General features: G+C 67.2%; 15 protein-coding genes and 1 tRNA gene. 4 read left to right on the top strand and 12 right to left on the bottom strand.

What is annotated here, in order from left to right; genetic code table 11:
- Positions 1 to 6 precede the first annotated feature (6 nt).
- The 3 genes from AWB95_RS17990 to dcd form a co-directional block, all read right to left on the bottom strand.
- Positions 7 to 1485, bottom strand: coding sequence for a DUF7159 family protein (locus AWB95_RS17990; protein WP_169714707.1), 1479 nt, complete (start codon positions 1483 to 1485; stop codon positions 7 to 9).
- Positions 1486 to 1550: 65 nt separating this feature from the next.
- Positions 1551 to 3053: a DUF7159 family protein gene (locus AWB95_RS17985; RefSeq protein ID WP_428838835.1), complete on the bottom strand. Its 1503-nt coding sequence runs from the start codon at positions 3051 to 3053 to the stop codon at positions 1551 to 1553.
- 124 nt (positions 3054 to 3177) lie between these two features.
- Positions 3178 to 3750, bottom strand: a complete 573-nt coding sequence (gene dcd, locus AWB95_RS17980) for a dCTP deaminase (protein WP_062539713.1) — start codon at positions 3748 to 3750, stop codon at positions 3178 to 3180.
- Between the two features lie 77 nt (positions 3751 to 3827).
- On the opposite strand from dcd, the gene AWB95_RS17975 reads away from it, so the two are divergent.
- Positions 3828 to 3901: transfer RNA gene (locus AWB95_RS17975), tRNA-Gly, on the top strand.
- A 206-nt stretch (positions 3902 to 4107) separates the two neighbouring features.
- On the opposite strand, the gene AWB95_RS17970 is transcribed toward AWB95_RS17975, so the two are convergent.
- Together AWB95_RS17970 and AWB95_RS23515 are read right to left on the bottom strand one after the other, a co-directional pair.
- Entirely contained in the window at positions 4108 to 4809 is a 702-nt protein-coding gene (locus AWB95_RS17970) for a hypothetical protein (RefSeq protein ID WP_232315654.1), read from the bottom strand.
- A gap of 16 nt (positions 4810 to 4825) precedes the next feature.
- Complete coding sequence (locus AWB95_RS23515; RefSeq protein ID WP_084707083.1) at positions 4826 to 5023, bottom strand: hypothetical protein; 198 nt, start codon at positions 5021 to 5023, stop codon at positions 4826 to 4828.
- Between the two features lie 470 nt (positions 5024 to 5493).
- Between AWB95_RS23515 and AWB95_RS17960 the strand changes: the two genes are divergently transcribed.
- Both AWB95_RS17960 and AWB95_RS17955 read left to right on the top strand, forming a co-directional pair.
- On the top strand, positions 5494 to 6351 hold the full coding sequence (locus AWB95_RS17960; RefSeq protein WP_062539712.1) for a L,D-transpeptidase: 858 nt from the start codon (positions 5494 to 5496) through the stop codon (positions 6349 to 6351).
- Positions 6352 to 6421: 70 nt separating this feature from the next.
- The gene (locus AWB95_RS17955; RefSeq protein ID WP_062539711.1) at positions 6422 to 6916 is read left to right on the top strand and encodes a pyridoxamine 5'-phosphate oxidase family protein; all 495 of its coding nucleotides are present in this window, start codon (positions 6422 to 6424) and stop codon (positions 6914 to 6916) included.
- Positions 6917 to 6920: 4 nt separating this feature from the next.
- Here AWB95_RS17955 and AWB95_RS17950 read toward each other — a convergent pair whose 3' ends face one another.
- Both AWB95_RS17950 and AWB95_RS17945 read right to left on the bottom strand, forming a co-directional pair.
- Positions 6921 to 7475 carry a hypothetical protein gene (locus AWB95_RS17950; RefSeq protein ID WP_085168480.1) on the bottom strand — a complete coding sequence of 185 codons (555 nt, stop codon included), beginning with the start codon at positions 7473 to 7475 and terminating at the stop codon, positions 6921 to 6923.
- A 192-nt stretch (positions 7476 to 7667) separates the two neighbouring features.
- A complete protein-coding gene (locus tag AWB95_RS17945; protein ID WP_062540760.1) occupies positions 7668 to 8324 on the bottom strand; it encodes a VldE C-terminal domain-containing protein in 657 nt (218 codons plus the stop codon).
- 175 nt (positions 8325 to 8499) lie between these two features.
- On the opposite strand from AWB95_RS17945, the gene AWB95_RS17940 reads away from it, so the two are divergent.
- Complete coding sequence (locus AWB95_RS17940; RefSeq protein WP_062540759.1) at positions 8500 to 10071, top strand: long-chain-fatty-acid--CoA ligase; 1572 nt, start codon at positions 8500 to 8502, stop codon at positions 10069 to 10071.
- Here the strand turns inward: AWB95_RS17940 and AWB95_RS17935 are convergent.
- The 5 genes from AWB95_RS17935 to AWB95_RS17915 all read right to left on the bottom strand — a co-directional run bounded on the left by AWB95_RS17935 (position 10068) and on the right by AWB95_RS17915 (position 16402).
- Positions 10068 to 10937 carry a glycoside hydrolase family 16 protein gene (locus tag AWB95_RS17935; protein ID WP_373280792.1) on the bottom strand — a complete coding sequence of 290 codons (870 nt, stop codon included), beginning with the start codon at positions 10935 to 10937 and terminating at the stop codon, positions 10068 to 10070. The two genes, AWB95_RS17940 and AWB95_RS17935, sit on opposite strands and share 4 nt — an antisense overlap.
- 149 nt (positions 10938 to 11086) lie before the next feature.
- Positions 11087 to 11470 carry a hypothetical protein gene (locus tag AWB95_RS17930; RefSeq protein ID WP_062540757.1) on the bottom strand — a complete coding sequence of 128 codons (384 nt, stop codon included), beginning with the start codon at positions 11468 to 11470 and terminating at the stop codon, positions 11087 to 11089.
- Between the two features lie 11 nt (positions 11471 to 11481).
- A complete protein-coding gene (locus AWB95_RS17925) occupies positions 11482 to 12906 on the bottom strand; it encodes a DUF7159 family protein (protein WP_085168479.1) in 1425 nt (474 codons plus the stop codon).
- Between the two features lie 192 nt (positions 12907 to 13098).
- Complete coding sequence (locus AWB95_RS17920) at positions 13099 to 14982, bottom strand: Hsp70 family protein (RefSeq protein ID WP_085168478.1); 1884 nt, start codon at positions 14980 to 14982, stop codon at positions 13099 to 13101.
- 199 nt (positions 14983 to 15181) lie between these two features.
- On the bottom strand, positions 15182 to 16402 hold the full coding sequence (locus AWB95_RS17915) for a hypothetical protein (RefSeq protein ID WP_062539629.1): 1221 nt from the start codon (positions 16400 to 16402) through the stop codon (positions 15182 to 15184).
- Positions 16403 to 16430 lie beyond the last annotated feature (28 nt).

The raw sequence follows: 16430 nt of genomic DNA, 5'->3' as shown, positions 1-16430 counted from the left end.
CCGGAGCTACAGGCCCGGGATGCCGGGGATTCCCGGAACCCCTGGGATGCCGCCGCCACCGCCGTGACCGCCACCGCCGTGACCGCCACCGCCGTGACCGCCACCGCCGCCGTGGCCTCCGCCACCGCCAGGGATGCCCGGAATGCCACCGCCGCCGGGGATACCGGGAATCCCGCCGCCGCCGACGCCTGGCCCAACGGGGACTGGAACTGGGACGGGGACGGGCGCAGCCGGAGCGGGCGCAGGCGGTGCCGGAGCCGCGGGCGCCGGAGCGGCGGGAGCAGGAGCCGGGGCTGCGGGAGCGGGCGCTGCCGGTGCCGGCGCTGCAGGGGCTGGTGCGGGAGCGGCTGGCGCCGGGGATGGCGCCGCGGGGGCCGGTGGCGCCGCAGACGGCGGAGGAGGCGCGGCCGGCTGCGATTGCTGCGGCGGCGCCTGATTGCTCGGAACCACCATCGGGTGCCCGGGATTCGGCCGCTCACCGACCGACGGACGCATCGTCATCAGCAGCGCGACGGCCAGCGCCACGACCCCGACCACGAAGATCGCCGCCACCGCAGTTGCCACCAGCGCCGCGGGCCGGCGTCCCCGCTTACGCTCGCCGGAGTCGGGAAATGCGCCGGTTTGCAGATCCTGCCGGAAAGCGGTGGGCGCGTTGGCTTCGTCGTCCGCGACAGCGCTGTAAGCCAACGCTTCACCGCCGTCGGGCCTGCCGACGCCGTCGAGTTCGGGGCGGTATCCCGGGGTCACCGCATAGGGGTCGATCGCGCCTGTGCCGGGGTCTTGCGCGTAGGCCAGCGCCGCGGTCGACGACGAGAACAACGGCGCGTGCGCCGACGCCAGCGCCGCGCCGCGGGCCAGCGCCGTCTCGGGCTCTTCGGGCGCATTGACCGGCAGCGACGTCGTCGCCTCCAGCTGAGGTTTGAGCGGCGCGATGTCGACTCCGGAGCCGACCATGAACAGCCCGTCCGGCCGCAAGGCCAGTGTCTGCATATCGGCGACCAGAGCTGCCAATTCGCCGGCGGTATCGCCGCTTTTCAGCGGCTCGCGGCGCACCTCGGTGATCGAGCCGTCGGCGGAATCGACGATGGCCATCGTCGCGGTGTCCGGTTCGACGAACAACAGTCCGGTCCGGGCGTAGCCAACCGAACTCCCGACCGACTGCGCCAGCGCCGCCGCAGCCAAGAACGCCGAGACGAGCATGACGTTTTCCACCTTGTGGGCGGCCAACGCGTCCCGCAGGGCGGTGGCCTCCGCCTGGTCAGTCCAGGTCACCCCGGTCGACAGCAGCTCATAGCCGCCCTCGGCGGCGCCTTCGCGGGTTCCCAGGATCGCCGAAACCACCTGTTCCGGTGCGCTCTGCGGCGCCGAGGTGCCGTCGACGTCGAAGTCGTCCTGCTCGACGGTGACGCCGTCGCCGTTTTCACCTTCGACCAGCACCATGCGAACCGTCGAGGGCGCCATCGACACACCAAGCACGGTCTCCATTGCCCCTCCAAATCCTTGCCGCGAAGCGTTGGTCACAGGAGTACCCGTTTTCGGCGGCCCGGCGTTTAGAACCCGATGCCCAGGTTGAGACCGGGAGCCAGCGGAACCTTGATGCCCGGGGGGCCTCCGCCGTGGCCACGGCCACCACCGCGACCATGCCCCCAGCCGCCACCGCCGTGATCACCGCCCCACGGTTCGACCGGCGGCCCGGGTGGCGGCGGGGCCAGAATTTGCCCCAGCTGCGGCAAAACCGGCGGAGGCGGTGGAGGCAGCGCGGGCGGGGGCGCCGGTGCGGGAGCGGGAGCGGGAGCCGCCACCGGTGCTGGCGCAGGTGCAGGAGCCGGGGCCGCAGCGGGCGGGGGCGCCGGTGCCGGTGCCGCAGCGGGCGGGGGCGCCGGTGCCGGTGCCGGCGCGGCCGTCTTGGGCGGGGCGGGCGCCGCAGCAGGCGGTGGCGGCGCCTTCGGCGGCGCGGGTGCCTGCTTGGTCGGGGCGACGGCGTTCTGGCTGAGGCTGGGCCGCTGGTTGACCGACGGCCGGATGCTGAACGCCAACGAAATCACAAGCGCGACAACGCCGACGACGAAGATCGTCAGCACGCTCATCGCGGTCAGAAATGGCTTACGGCTGGACTGCTCGGCCGCTGCGACCCGAAAGTCGAGCATGCCGGAGTCCAGAATCTCCTCCTCGCCGGTGAGGTCGACGTAGGCGTCCGGACCTTCGGCGGTGTAGGCCTCGGCTTCCTCGTCGGGAACGGCGCTGTAGGCAAGGGCCCCCTCGCCCGAGTCGACGTCAGCCGCCGCGAGGTAGCCGGGAGAGACGGCGTACGGGTCCACCGCGCCGGTGCCGGGATCCTGCGCGTAAGCCAGCGCTGCCGTCGACGACGAGAACAACGGCGCGTGGGCCGACGCCAGCGCAGCGCCCCGGGCCAGCGCCATGTCCGGCTCCTCGGGAGCGCTGAGCGGAAGTGTCGTCGCCTCCTCCAACGCCGGCTTGATCAACGGGATGTCCACGCCGGAGCCCACGACGAACAGGCCCTCGGGTCGCGACTCCAAGCGGTCTGCACTCGCGGCCAGCTTCGTGATCGCGGCGACCGCCTCGTCGTCGTCCTCGGGGAGGGGCTGGCGATGCACCTCGGAGACGGACCCGTCGGCGGAGTCGACCACGGCCAGGGTGGCAGTATCCGGCTCGATGAACAGCAGCGCGGTGTGGGAGTAGTTGGTGGCGGTGCCGACGGCCTGGGCCAGCGCCGCCGCAGCCAAAAACGCCGACACCAGCATGACGTTTTCCATCTTGCGGGCGGCCAGCGCGTCGCGCAGTGCGGCGGCCTCGAACTGGTCACTCCAGGTCACGCCGACCGAGGCCAGGTGATAGCCACCTTCGGTGGCGCCTTCGCGGGTTCCCAGGATCGCCGAAATCACCTGCTCGGCAGCGGCGGAGTTTGCCGGCCTGCCGTTGGGGCTGATCTCGAAGTTGTCCTGGTCGATCGTGACACCGTCGGCGTTCTCGCCCTCCACCAGCACCATGCGGACCGTCGACGGTGCCATCGACACACCGAGTACGGTGTCCACTACTTCCTCCTAAGTAGTTTGCTACCCGCTCGTGGTCCGGGCAGCGCAGTACACGCGCCTATTGACCCTGATGATTCGACCCTACCTGTCAACGCTTGGAGCAACCTGGCAGCGGCGGCCGTCACTAGCTGGATTTGACGAAGTTCTGGTACGAGCGGGACGGCGTTGGCCCCCGCTGACCCTGGTATTTCGACCCGGCCCGGGCGCTGCCGTAGGGGTGCTCGGCGGGGCTGGTCAGCCGCAGGATGCACAGCTGGCCGATCTTCATGCCCGGCCACAGCGTGATGGGAAGGTTGGCGACGTTGGAGAGCTCCAGCGTGATGTGGCCGCTGAAACCCGGATCGATGAAACCCGCGGTCGAGTGGGTCAGCAGGCCCAGCCGGCCCAGCGACGACTTGCCCTCCAGCCTGCCGGCCAGGTCGTCGGGCAACGTGCACAGCTCCAGCGTCGACCCCAGCACAAACTCGCCGGGGTGCAGCACGAACGGTTCGCCGTCGACCGGCTGCACCAGGCTGGTCAGCTCGTCCTGCTGCTGGGAAGGGTCGATGTGGGTGTAGCGGGTGTTGTTGAACACCCGGAACAAGCTGTCCAGGCGGACGTCCACGCTGGACGGCTGGACCAGCGCGTCGTCGAACGGGTCGATGCCCAGCCGGCCGGCGGCGATCTCGGCCCTGAGGTCACGATCGGAGAGCAGCACGCGACGAGCGTATCCCCGGCTATCCCTGGTGTAGATGAGCGACGCCGCGCTGGATGCTAGCCTTTCCGATCAATCGCGCCGATGTAGTTCAATGGCAGAACATCAGCTTCCCAAGCTGAGAACGCGGGTTCGATTCCCGTCATCGGCTCCATGTTGAGCAGGGCGATGCTGTTCGATCCGTCCGATTCCACGCCTCAGTCGTCACAACCCGGTTGAAAGTGTCCCGGCCGCCGTCAAAGTGCCGTCCCGACAGTGCGCATACCGGCGCATCGTCAGCGACGCATCTTTGTACCCGATCCATGCCGCAGTCACCGCTGCAGGCACGTCGGCCAGGAACATGGCTGTCGCCGCAGGAACTCACCAACCCGTCAGCTTCTCGGTGCGCTCGGGCGGCTCGCCCTCGGCGGGTAGTGTCACTACATAGCCCATTGCTTCGAGCGCCGCCGCTGCGGTGGCCGGTGCGTCACGTACGGCGACCCTGGTCTGTATGCGACGCCAATTTGCGCGGCCGTTGCGTACTGTCGGTCGCCAGTTTGGGCCACCGGTGAATCCACAGTCGGTGATCAAGAACTCGATAATGTCTTCGAGGCACGGGCAAAACCGGTCGCCACCCATCGGGCGGTGCAACGACTCCATGCTGTGTGGCGTGTCGTGATCGAGCTTGGACAAGATGTGCGACAGCGCGCCTCGGTGCGCGGTGATTTGGACGTGCGAGTTTGGCCGGTTGCTCGACCTTCGGCCGTAATCCCACCGGATGATGGGCGTGCGGTCCACCTTGGCCTTGAGCTCGAATGATGAGTGCTCGACGGCCAGCCAGCGACTAAACGAGTCGACGCACAGCTTGTAGTCGACGCGAAGCTCGGCGAGAAATTCTCCTGGTTCACTGCGCGAGCAGAGGTCGACCTTGGCGTTGACGACGGCGCGAAGTCGGATGTCTGCCGACGCGAGTTCGGCTTCGACTTGCACGGCGTCGCCATTCTTCAGTGCCGAGATGGCGTTTGAGACGTCGCTGGCGAAGCTGGTGACCTGTTCGTTGAATTCGATATGGGACAGCGGCATTGGCGCGTGAGTGTGTCTACGCGCTTGTTTCTCCCGGAAGGAACGCAATCGATGAAAGCTGTTCCCACAGTTCATGCTCGTCGCCTATAAGCGAGTAGTGAATCGCGCGATTGCGGAGGTCATCCAGCGATATGCCACGCGCATGAAGGAGTTCTAAAAGCTGGTCACGGCGCGCGCGGAGTTCGTCGTCGCTTAGGGTCGCGATCCTGGTCATCGCCTCCTCCAATCTGTGCGTCGCCGCACCGATACCGCCACTGTCGCATCCGACGTGTCGCCTAAGTCGTACATTTTCCTGCTCGTCATACACCAACATTCTCCGACCAGCACCGACAAGCGCGTCCGGTTGTAGTCAAAGGGTGGCGTGAGCAGCGCATTCGCGCCATGCCGGCGCTTCGAAATCACGGCCCCGGCGGGAGTGCGTACACAAACGCAGGTCCACCAGTAGGTAGGCCATCGCTATCACGTCGTTGTCACAACTCGCAGCAAACGCCTGGCATCAGCGCGCTGTGCTCCTGTACTTGCGCCCATCCACTCGCCCCGACATGCAAATTGCCCGCCGGATTCGCTCGCCGTAGCCGAAACGTGACGAAGCCTTGACCGAATTGCTAACGCGCCCTTGTGCTTCCGTCCATCATGCCAGCCCTACCATCTATTACAACTTTGTCAATTAAAAGGAATGGGGCCATGCGGGCGGCTGTCCGATGCGTTCTTGCGCTGATCGGGACCGCTGCGACGGTGGTTGCCGGGCCGGCCGACGTAAGCCTGGCGGCGACAAGCCAGTCGTATCGGTTCGCGGTCGCATCCGTTCTACCGACGCGCGGCGCAATTGTGGGCGTCGCGCACCCAATAGTGGTGACGTTCACCGCGCCCGTTGCCGATCGGCCCGCTGCCGAGCGTGCTAATGCGGTCAAATCGGCGCCGGCGATGACCGGCCATTTCGAATGGCTCGACAACAACGTGGTGCAGTGGGTTCCCGACCGATACTGGCCGGCGCACAGAACCGTCGCACTCTCGGTCGGCCGCCTGGCCACGGAATTCAAGACGGGCCCTACCGTCGTCGGCGTTGCCGACATCGCAGAACACACCTTCACCGTCACCATCGACGGAGTGGGGGCCGGACCGCCGCCACCACGACCGGCGCCGCACCACCGGCCTCACTGGGGAGAAGAGGGGGTACTGCTGGCCTCGATGGGTAGGCCGGAGTACTCGACGCCTGTGGGCACGTACACCGTCTTGTCCAAAGAACGCTCGGTGATTATGGATTCGAGCAGTGTCGGCATCCCTGTTACCAATCCCGACGGTTATCGGATACCGGTGGATTATGCGGTACGTATCACCAGGCGCGGCCTATTCGTGCATTCAGCTCCGTGGGCTGTCCAATCATTGGGCTTGGAGAATGTCAGCCACGGGTGCATCAGCCTGAGTCCCGCGGACGCAGAGTGGTACTTCAACACCGTCAACATCGGCGACCCGGTGATTGTGCAGGAATCAGGCATAGAGCGACCACAGCGGCTGGCCCCACCAAGCTCTGCACCGAGATAGCCTGCACTGCAGGTGTTTTACTCTCGTCAAGATCGGAGCAAGCCGGTCAGATAACGGCCAGGAGATCACGATGGACCGGCAGCAGATCGATGACGAACTGTCCACGCCCGGCGCGCAGGAATTGCTCGCGTCCACCTCGGCCGCCCACCTCGCCTACATCGGGAAGGACGAGACACCGCGGGTAGTTCCGGTCGGATTCTTTTGGACTGGCACGCAATTCGTTATCGCCACAGCGTCAACCGCACCGAAGGTCGCGGCGCTGTCAGTTCGCCCGGCCGTTGCGCTGGCCATCGACACCGGCGACACTCCCGACCAGGCGCGAGCGCTTTCGGTACGCGGGCAGGCGAGCATCGAGATCGTCGACGGCCCGGTCGAGGAGTACCTCGCCGCGGCCAGGAAATCCATGGATACCGAGGCAGTGGCCGAGTTCGAGCAGAACGTCCGCGAAATGTACGACAAGATGGCGCGAATTGCGATCACGCCGCACTGGGTCCGCTACTACGACTTCGGCGCCGGCCGAATGCCGCATTTTCTGCAGGAACTGGCCGAGCCGAACCAATCCTGAGGGTCTAGCTGGCGGCGTCCGAAGGACCGGGCGCAACGGGCTGGCCGGGCACCGGCCCGCCGGCCGGCGCCGGACCCGCCGGGTCACCCTTGCCCGCATAGGTCCCGGACATGTCGACAAGCGGAGCACCCGCCGGCGCACCCCCGAGCGCAATCAGCGGAGCACCAGCCGGAACCACCGGAGCCACCGGTACAGGAGCACCAGCCGGAACCGGCGCACCGGCAGGCACCGGCGCACCCACTGGAACGGGAGCACCCACCGGAACAGGCGCGCCCGCAGGCACCGGCGCGCCCACGGGAGCACCGACCGGCCCGGGCAGGGCCAGCGGAACCCCGGACATGTCAGTGAGCGGAGCAGTGGCGGGACTGCACGAAGCCCCGGCTCCGGCGGCCGCCGCCGGGCCGCTGGCCGCGACATCGCCCGCCGTCCCCTGCATGCACGCGTAGCCGCCGCCCGTTAGCAGCGGCACGGCTGCCGCACCCGGACTCAACGCTATAGCGGCCCCCCACAACCCAGCGCTGGCAATGACTTTGATGCTGAATCGATCAAAGCTCATCATCACCGACTCCTTATATTCGCGCTCTGAGAGTTCCGCAGCCGAGTGGTGCAGCAGAACTGCATAGCTATACCGATGTCGCGGTTAGACGACCGTCCAATTGTGAGGATCGGGTGCGGCGCACGAAACGCGGCGCACCGCGCCGTTTCCAAACGGTGACCTTCGGTCGGCGTCGCGGAGCCGACTGACGCGCACTCAGCGGATGTAAACCTCGTTGCCGGTGGGGTATCCGCCACCGGTGGTGGTGATGTGGACGTGGTCGTAGTGGCCGTACCCCGACCCCTGCGGGCCGTTCGGTGTGTAGTAGGTGCCGCGCCAGATCGCATCTTGTATCCCGAAGCGCTCGGCGTTTTGGAGCACGAACGCGACGATCTGGTTCCCCAGCGCGATGCCCTCGTCGCTGCCGGGGTTGGGAATCATCACGTCGAGCGCCAATCCGTTGGGATGCCATCGCAGCGCATCCGGTCGGACGCCGCCGATGGTTTGAATCTCGGGGAATATCACGCTGATGGTGCGCTCCACCAAGATCGTCTTGACCTGCAGTCCGCGCTCAGGAGCCTTTCCAGGTGGCAGTGCCTGCGGCGCGTGCTCGTGAACCACCCGCAATCGCGACGCCGGCATTGACTCGGCGGGAACAGCTTGTCCACCGGCCCCCGCCGACGGCAATCCGTTAGGCGCTGCTGCCACGATCTGCAGGCAATACGGCGCGTTGGCAACTGGCGCGGCCTCGCCGCCGGCGCCCAGTGGGCGGGCGCTGCCCGCAACGGCAAAGAAGACCGCGGCCGGGCCGATGGCTGCAGCCATGACTGCCGACGACTTTCGTCGCTTCTTGGCTAATCGGTGCCTCCCCATGGTCGAACAGGATACGAGCAAATGGAGGATTAGTCACCGTTGGGTAACGGTCGCCGCACGACGACGTCTTTGGTCCGCGCCCGGACCGGCCCAGCTACCGGCCATCGGCGCAGGTCAGGCCGATATTTGGCAGGACGGGTTTATCGGCCGCAGCGCAGGTGGCACGCTCAGGGGCATGACCGAGCAGCCGCCGCAGCCCCGCTTCCTCGACGATCGGTTGACGCACTGGGCCGCCACCAAGCCCGACGCGGAGGCCTTCACCTACCTCGACCGGACCTGGACCTGGCGGCAGTGGAACGACCGAGTCAGGCGGCTCGCCGGTGCGTTGACCGACATGGGCATCAAGCGCGGCGACGTGGTGGCGTTCCTCGACAAGAACCACCCCGCCTGCGTCGAGCTGACGATGGCCGCGGCATCGATCGGCGCCGCGAACGCGATCATCAACTTCCGGCTCGCCGGCGACGAGCTCGACTACGTCATCAACGACTGCGGCGCCAAGGCGCTGATCGTCGGAACAGAGCTGAAACCGACGGTCGACAAGATCCGCGACAAGCTCACCCAAGTCGAACACATCATCGCGGTCACGCCCCACGGCGGCGACGGCGACGAATACGAGGCGCTGCTGGCCGCTGCGTCACCCGTCCAGCGGGGCGCCGACGTCGAGCCCGACGACGTGTGCATGGTGATGTATTCGTCCGGAACCACCGGCCGCCCAAAGGGAGTCGCGCTCACCCAGGCAAACGTCTTGGCGCACACCATCAATGCGCATGACGGGTGGGACTTCGACGAGGGTGACAAGAACATGGTGTCGATGCCGCTGTTCCACGTCGGCGGCTCGTCTTACGTGCAGTTCGGCATCTACGACGGCGTCCCCAGCGTGATGACCCGTGACGTCGACGGCGCGTCGCTCGCCGGCGCAATCCTGCAGGGCGCCAACCGAACTTTCCTGGTTCCTGCGGTGCTGGCCAAGGTTCTGGAATCCGGCGAGGATGCAATCAAGCTGTTCGGCCAACTCAAGACGTACTGCTACGGCGCCTCGCCGATGCCGCTGCCCCTGCTGCGCGCGGCGCTCAAGGCATGGCCGAACACCGACTTCATCCAGGTCTACGGACTGACCGAGGTCTGCGGTGTGATCAGCCATCTCATGCCCGACGCGCACCGCGACGAAAGCCATCCCGAGCGGCTGGTCAGCGCCGGCACCCTGATCCCGAATGCCGAGGTGCGAGTCGTCAACCCGGACACGCTGGCCGACGTGCCCACCGGCCAGCCCGGCGAATTATGGTTCCGCACACCGCAATTGATGAAGGGCTACCTGAACAGGCCTGACGCCACGGCCGAAGCGGTCACCGAAGACGGCTGGTTCCGCACCGGCGACATCGGCCGGGTCGACGACGACGGCTACATCTACGTCGAAGACCGGCTCAAGGACATGATCATCTCCGGCGGCGAGAACATCTACTCGATCGAGGTCGAGCGAGTGCTCGCCGAACATCCCGCGGTGATGGAGGTCGCGGTGTTCGGGATACCCGACGAACGTTGGGGCGAGTCCGTGAAAGCCGTGGTCACGCTGGAAGGCGAGGCAACCGAAGCCGAGCTGATCGAATGGGCCCGCGAACGGCTTGCACACTACAAGTGCCCCAAGAGCATCGACATCAAAGACGAGTTACCCCGCAACCCCACCGGCAAGATCCTGAAAAAGGATCTGCGCCAGCAATATTGGCAGGGCCGCGAGCGGACAACCGTTTAGAAGACGCGCACCCAGTCGATGAGCATGTCGGCCGGGTAGCTACCCGTCGCGGGATCGCCGCCGCCGGAGCCACCGACCGCAAGGTTCAACACCGGAAACATGTTGTAGTCGGGGTCGTTGAACGGCCACTTGCGAATTGGATCGTTCAGGTCCTCGATGCCGGTTGCCGGAACGCTGAAGTACGGTTCCGCGCCGTCGACATAGTCTTCCCAGAAGTAGAAACCCGTCTGATTCCAGGTGACTCGCCAGGTATGCCAGCCGCCGTCCACGCCGATCGGGTGGGTTTCGAACGCCGTGCCGAAAGGATCCGCGTGAACGGTGGTTCCGGCCGGCCACTCGTGGTTGCCGTACCACTCGAGTACGTCGACTTCGCCCTCACGTTCGGGGAAGTCGTTGGACAGCCACCAGGCCGGCCAGCACCCGCCGGTGAGGCAGTTGAGTTTGATCCGCGCTTCCCAGGTGGTCCCGATGGTTCCCCGCCAGTTGCCGCTGACCAGGCCGCCGTAGTACGCGTTGCCGTCGTGTGTGGCGCGCAGGACGAGATTGGAATTGCCGTCCAGAAAGACGTTTTCACGACTGTCGCGGTATTGGCCCCAGAACTCGGGCCGGTCGAAGCCGACCGGGTTTTTGACCGGGGTGCGGTGGTTGGACACCGTCCATTTCGAGGGATCGGGGGCCGACCCGGCCGGCCCGTCGAACTCGTCGTGGAAAAGAAAACCCCCGGTTGTGGCCCCGGGTGCGGGCGCGGCGGGAGCTGGAGGTACCGGTGCAGTTGGTCGCGACGGATGAGCCCGGGCTTTGGGGAGAGGCGTTGCCGCTGCCACGGCACCGATCCCGAACATCAACATCACGCTGCGACGATTCATCCCTTGCACCACCAATCGATCAAAGCCAAAACGCCGGACGAGTACATACCCGCGCGGGCAACTCTCAAACGGTGCTATGAAATCACGCCGCGGCGGGCCCGCGCATCCGAATCCGGCCGCGCGCCGCGGCTCATGTCGTCGACGTGCGGTTACGACGTCTGGTCGGAATCGTCCAAGACGCTGACGGCGATGCCGTACGGCAGGAACCGAACCCGGCGCGCCGGGTCGGTGTTGTTCTTGTTCGCGCGCAAAGCATCCAACTCGGTCGCGTAGACCTCTTCGACGCGCGCGCCGCCATTGGCGTCGACGGTGTAGATCGCCCACACGCCGTCGCCCGCCTCGCCGGCGGTTTCCGGCTCGGTGCGCGAACGCCGCGCGAGGTCCTCGAACAGCGCAGACCATCCCGCCCGATCACCGGGGACGGTGAGGAACCGGCTGAACCGCTCGAAGGCGTCCCGCAGGCCCTCCCCCGCTTCCCGGATCACTCGATCGAAGTCTTCGGGGTCGAATCCGAACGGACCGTTCTCGCTCATGGCAGTCGCTCCTACGGTCCCGGCGGTGGCGCCGGTGGCGGTGGTGGGTTGATCGGGATCGGCACCGTGACGAACGGCAGGTGCAGGTACATCGTCATCGGCGGCATCTGCGGCGCGGGCGGAGCCGGCGGCGGCGCAGGGGCAGCCGGGGGTGGCGGCGGCGGCGCGGCCGGCGGCGGCGCGGCCGGCGGCGGCGCTTCTTGCTGTGCGGGCGGCGGCACGTAGGCCGGTGCCTGCCGTGGCGGCGACTGGCGAACCGGCGCCGGGTTCACCACCCGCTGCGGCGCCTGACGCACCACGGGTGCCGGCGCGGTGATGGTTTCGGGGGCCTGCGACGGCGCCGGCGGAGGTGGCGCGGCCGACGGCGGCGGTGCCGGTGGTGGCGGGGCGGCCGGCGGGGATGGCGCGGCCGCGGCAGGCGGCGGCTTGGGCGGCGCTTGCTTGGTGGGCACGGCGGCGTTTCCGTTTGCGCTGGGCGGCTGCCCAACCGTTGGGCGGACATCGGCGGCCAGCGAAACCACCAGCGCCACAACGCCGATAACCAGGAGTGCGGCCACTCCGCTACCGATCACCACCAGCGGCCGATGCGGCCGGCTTTGGACGTCGTCGTCGTCCGGGACAGCGCTGTAGGCAAGGGCACCGGTGCCGACGACGGCGTCGGCGCACACGTCGAGGTAGGCGGGCGCCAGCGCGTCCCGATTCACCTCGCCGGTCCCCGGATCCAACGCGTAGGCCAGCGCGGCCGTCGACGATGCGAACAACGGCGCGTTCGCCGACGCCAACGCCGCGCCGCGGGCCAGCGCCATATCCGGTTCCTCGGCAACGCTGACCGGGATCGGGGCAGCCGCTTCCAAGTGCTGCTTGATGGGGAAGATGTCAACGCCGCAGCCGACGATGAACAGGCCGTCCGGGCGTGTTCCGAGCCCGTCCAGGCGCTCGACCATCGTGGCCAGATCGGCGGCCGCCTGCCCGGTATACGGCGCGCACGTCACCTGCTGGCGGTGCAGGTTGACGATCGAACCGTCGGAGGTGTCCACCACGGCCAGGGTGACGCTTTCCGCCTCGACGAACAGCAACGCGGTGTACTCGTAACCCAGCGCGTGCCCGACGGTCTGGGCCAGCGCCGCCGCGGCGAGCAGCGGGGACACCAGCATGACGTTTCGCAGGTCGCGGGTGGACAGTGCGTCGCGCAACGCGCCGACTTCCCTGGGGTCGGTCCAGGTCACCCCGGTCGACATCAACCGGTAACCGCCTTCGGCGGCGCCTTCCCGAGTGCCGAGGATCGCGGCGATCACCTGGTCAGGCGCACTCGACGGCCCTGAGCCGCCGACCTCAACGCAGTCTTGCTCGACCACGACGCCGTCGGCGTCTTCGCCTTCGACGAGCACCATGCGGACCGCCATTGGTGCCATCGACACACCAAGAACGATGTCCACTACTCCTCCAGAGTCCTTTGCTGGCCACGGTGTGGGCGGAGGAGTGCACCGCGCGGGCCGCCTACCTACTTCGTCGCCGCTGCTCTGTGCGGCGTTACTTCAAGGGCTAGCTGGACGGCGTCAGCCCCGCCGAACCGGGCAATTCCACCCTACTCGGCAACTACCGAAAAGAAACCGGGACGGAACCCGCGGTTAACCGCCGGGGTTTAGGAACGGGTTCTGCGGCGCCGGGGCCTGGTTCTGCGGGACCTGTACCGGTATCGGCACCGGGACCAACGGGATGGTCAGGTATTCGGTGGTCATCGGCACCGTGGTCGTGGTGGTGGTCGTGGTCGACGACGGCGGCGGTGTAGTGGTCGTGGTGGTCGTCGTCGTGGTCGTGGTGGTCGTCGTGGGTTGCGGTGTGGTGGTACTCGGCGGCGGACGGTACGTCGTGGTCACCGGCGGCGGAGGCGGCGGAGGTGCCTCGGTGGTAGGTGGTGGCGGTGCGGCGCTCGGCGTCGGCGCGGCGCTGGGCGGCGGGGGCGGCGCCGGACTCGGCGACGGCGGCTGAGAGCTCGGCGGCGGAGGAGGCACCGCCGTGCGGCTGGTCGGCGCGGGCGGAGCCTGGTGGCCGGTGGTGCTGGTCAAGGAATACGCCACGCCGCCGATCGCGAACATCGCGACCAGTGCGCTCAGGCCGAACAGCAACTGCGGCAAGCGGTGTCGACGCCGTGACCGCTCTTCGTCGGGCTGGAATGCCGGCAGGTACTGCGACGGTGGGGCGCTCCCGCCGTCGTCGTACGGGTCGCCGGTGTAAAACAGCGGCTCGTCTCCGGAGTCGTCGGCCTCCGACCAGGCCAGTTCCGCCTTCGGAAGTGTCGACGACGGCTCCTCGTCGAAAAACGCGCCGTCGGTGGGGATTCCGAAGGAGCCGGTGCCGAAGCCGCCGGTCGGCGCGTCGAACGTGCCGGTGTTCGCGGCGAAGCTGCCGGTGGCCGCGCTCGCCATTGCGGCCATCGCGGTCGCCGGCTGGACCTCGTCCGCTTGTTCCTCGGCCGGCTCGCGTGAAGCAAGCATCACCGCACCGACCGCCATGGCCAGCGCAGGCTGCACAGCAGTCACCACCGACAATTTGGCGTGAGACGAAAGCCGTTGGGCCACAAGTGGAATACTGGCTCCACCGCCAGCCATCGCCACCGCCGCGAGATCCGCCCGGTCAATCTTGTTCCGGGACAACGCCTCGTCGAATGCGGAGAACACACCGCTGAGCCGATCTTCGATCAGCGTCTCCAACTGGGCCCTGCTCACTTGGACGGTGGCGCGACGTCCGGGGACTTCGGCGTCCACCGCGGTCACCGTTTCGGTGGACAACCGCTCCTTGGCTTTGCGGCATGCCTCTCGCAGCTGATCGAGCTGGCTCACCGCCGCGGTGCTCTCGGGATCGGCCTGATCGGTGTGGCCGACCGCATCCAGGACATGAACCAGCAGTGCATCGTCGATGTGCGTGCCGGAAAACTCTGAGTAGCGAAGTGTTTCGCCGATGGGCGCAAAGCCGGAGCCGGCGTCGGCCAAGGTGATGTTGGTGCCGGCTCCGCCGAAATCAAGCAGGCCGACCACACCGCGGGCGGGCAGGCGCGCACCGGAATTCAACGCGATCAATGCGGTGACGGCATCGGACACCAGCCGTGGAGCGATGCCGCTTCGGACAAAACCAGGGTGGGTGCGCAGCGCGTCACGCAACGCCTGCACGGCTTGAGGTTCCCAGTGTGCGGGAACCGCGATCGTGATCTCCGATGTCGAGGCGTCGGCCCCAGCCGCCGAGATCATTGCGTCGAGAGCCTCCACCAGCAACAGCGCCGGGTCATGGGTCGACCCACCAACGGATACAACGGCTTCCGAGTGACCGACCCGCTCGACGAAGCCGCTGATCAGTGTGCCGATGCCGGCCGGGTCCGCGTTCTCGGTGGGCACGCCGAGTTGTGGTGCGCGATCAGGAAATACGGTCAACATCGAGCGGCGCGTCACGGGTGGACTCCCGTTACGCACCGCAACTAGGTTTGTGGTCCCGATCGATAACCCCAACGGGTCGTACATAAAGCGAATACCTTGCGTCGTCAGCGGTCGGCGGCCAGCGTTCACCATATCCGTGGTCGGGGCCGATCAAGGTCAGACACATCGTGGTTGGAATCCGGTCGATGCGGTTGTGTCACCTAAGCGAGACAGTGGCCGAGCGTTGACTCTGCGGTCACCACGCAAAAGTTCGAGTAGCCACCATGGTGGACGCAGAATGAACTCAGACCACGGTGAGCGGTAGCGATCGCCTCGGCTGGAATTGGAACGTCGAACCGCCGCTGACCTTGGCTATCGCGACCTCGGGCAGTTCGCTTGCTGCGGTGTCGGTTTGGGTGAACTCGGCGGTCCAGTCGGTGCTCGTCCCGCCGACCTGCACCTCGACGTGCGGATCCACCGCGGTGGCGATGGCCTGCAGCGGCTGCACCGACCCTGGTGAACACAACGAGATCCAGGCACCGTCGTCGTGCGCCGGTGACCGCCGCACGACCAACCGATCCGTCACCTCGGCGTCGACGTAGTCGACCGGATTCAGCAGCGGGTGCAGCTCGAGCACCCGCAATACGCCCTCGACACCGTCTGGCATCGACAGCGCCCGGTGAATGCGCTCCGCACCGAGCCCCGCCACGCCGATCAGCTGACGGGTGCCCACGGAGGTGGCCACGTCGGAACTGACCCTCGCCCGCACCGCGATCGCGAACGACAGATACAGCAGGTGCATCTGCAGGCACACTTCGTCGGCCATGCGCACCAGCGCCGAATGGGAGAAGGCGCCGAAGTCCAGGTCGGAGACTAGCGGGCCCGAGTAGTCGGCTAGCCCCTCATCGGATCGGTCGATCGCGTCGAGTTCCCATGTGGCAGCACGGGTTTGACGAACAACATCTAGTGCCGGGATGCCCTCCGCGGGCGGATGCGACTCGTCGATGATCACCGTCCACGCGCAATGCGGATGCCGGTCCGACGGCACCCGCGGCGGCCGGTGGAGAGGGCGCATCTGCGCGTGCGGATTGGTGGCCACGGCGGTGGCGTCGAACGTCGGGTCCTCGATGGTGTGGCACATGCCGAAGACGTATTCGTCGCCCATCGGCTCGACGTCGAGCAGCGCGCCGCAGTGGTCGAGGTGGAACTCGCCGTGACAGCGGTCCTGGACCGTGTAGCGGAAATCCATGAACTGCGGCGGCGCACCGATGTCTAGCTGCAGGCCTTTGAAAATGGTGGGCACGTCGTCACCCTCGTAGTTCAGCGCCCGCTGCATGCGCTTCGTATACACGGGGCTGGCGCCGGCCCACTCCTCGATCGCGATCTGCAGCATCTCCTCGCGGCCGAATTCCTGGATGCACCAGGCCATCCCCGAGCGGTCGATCATGTGCCCGATCAGCAGCAGCTCGGGGACCAGAACGGCGAGCTGCTCACGGGACAGCCGCGCATAGCGGGATCGGCTCACCAGCCCAAAAATAGTCAGTACTATGTTA

Origin of the sequence: Mycobacterium celatum (assembly GCF_002101595.1) — a bacterium.
Classification (GTDB): domain Bacteria; phylum Actinomycetota; class Actinomycetes; order Mycobacteriales; family Mycobacteriaceae; genus Mycobacterium; species Mycobacterium celatum.
The sequence above is the reverse complement of the archived record's forward strand: the minus strand, read 5'-3'. Positions and strand labels throughout refer to the sequence as shown.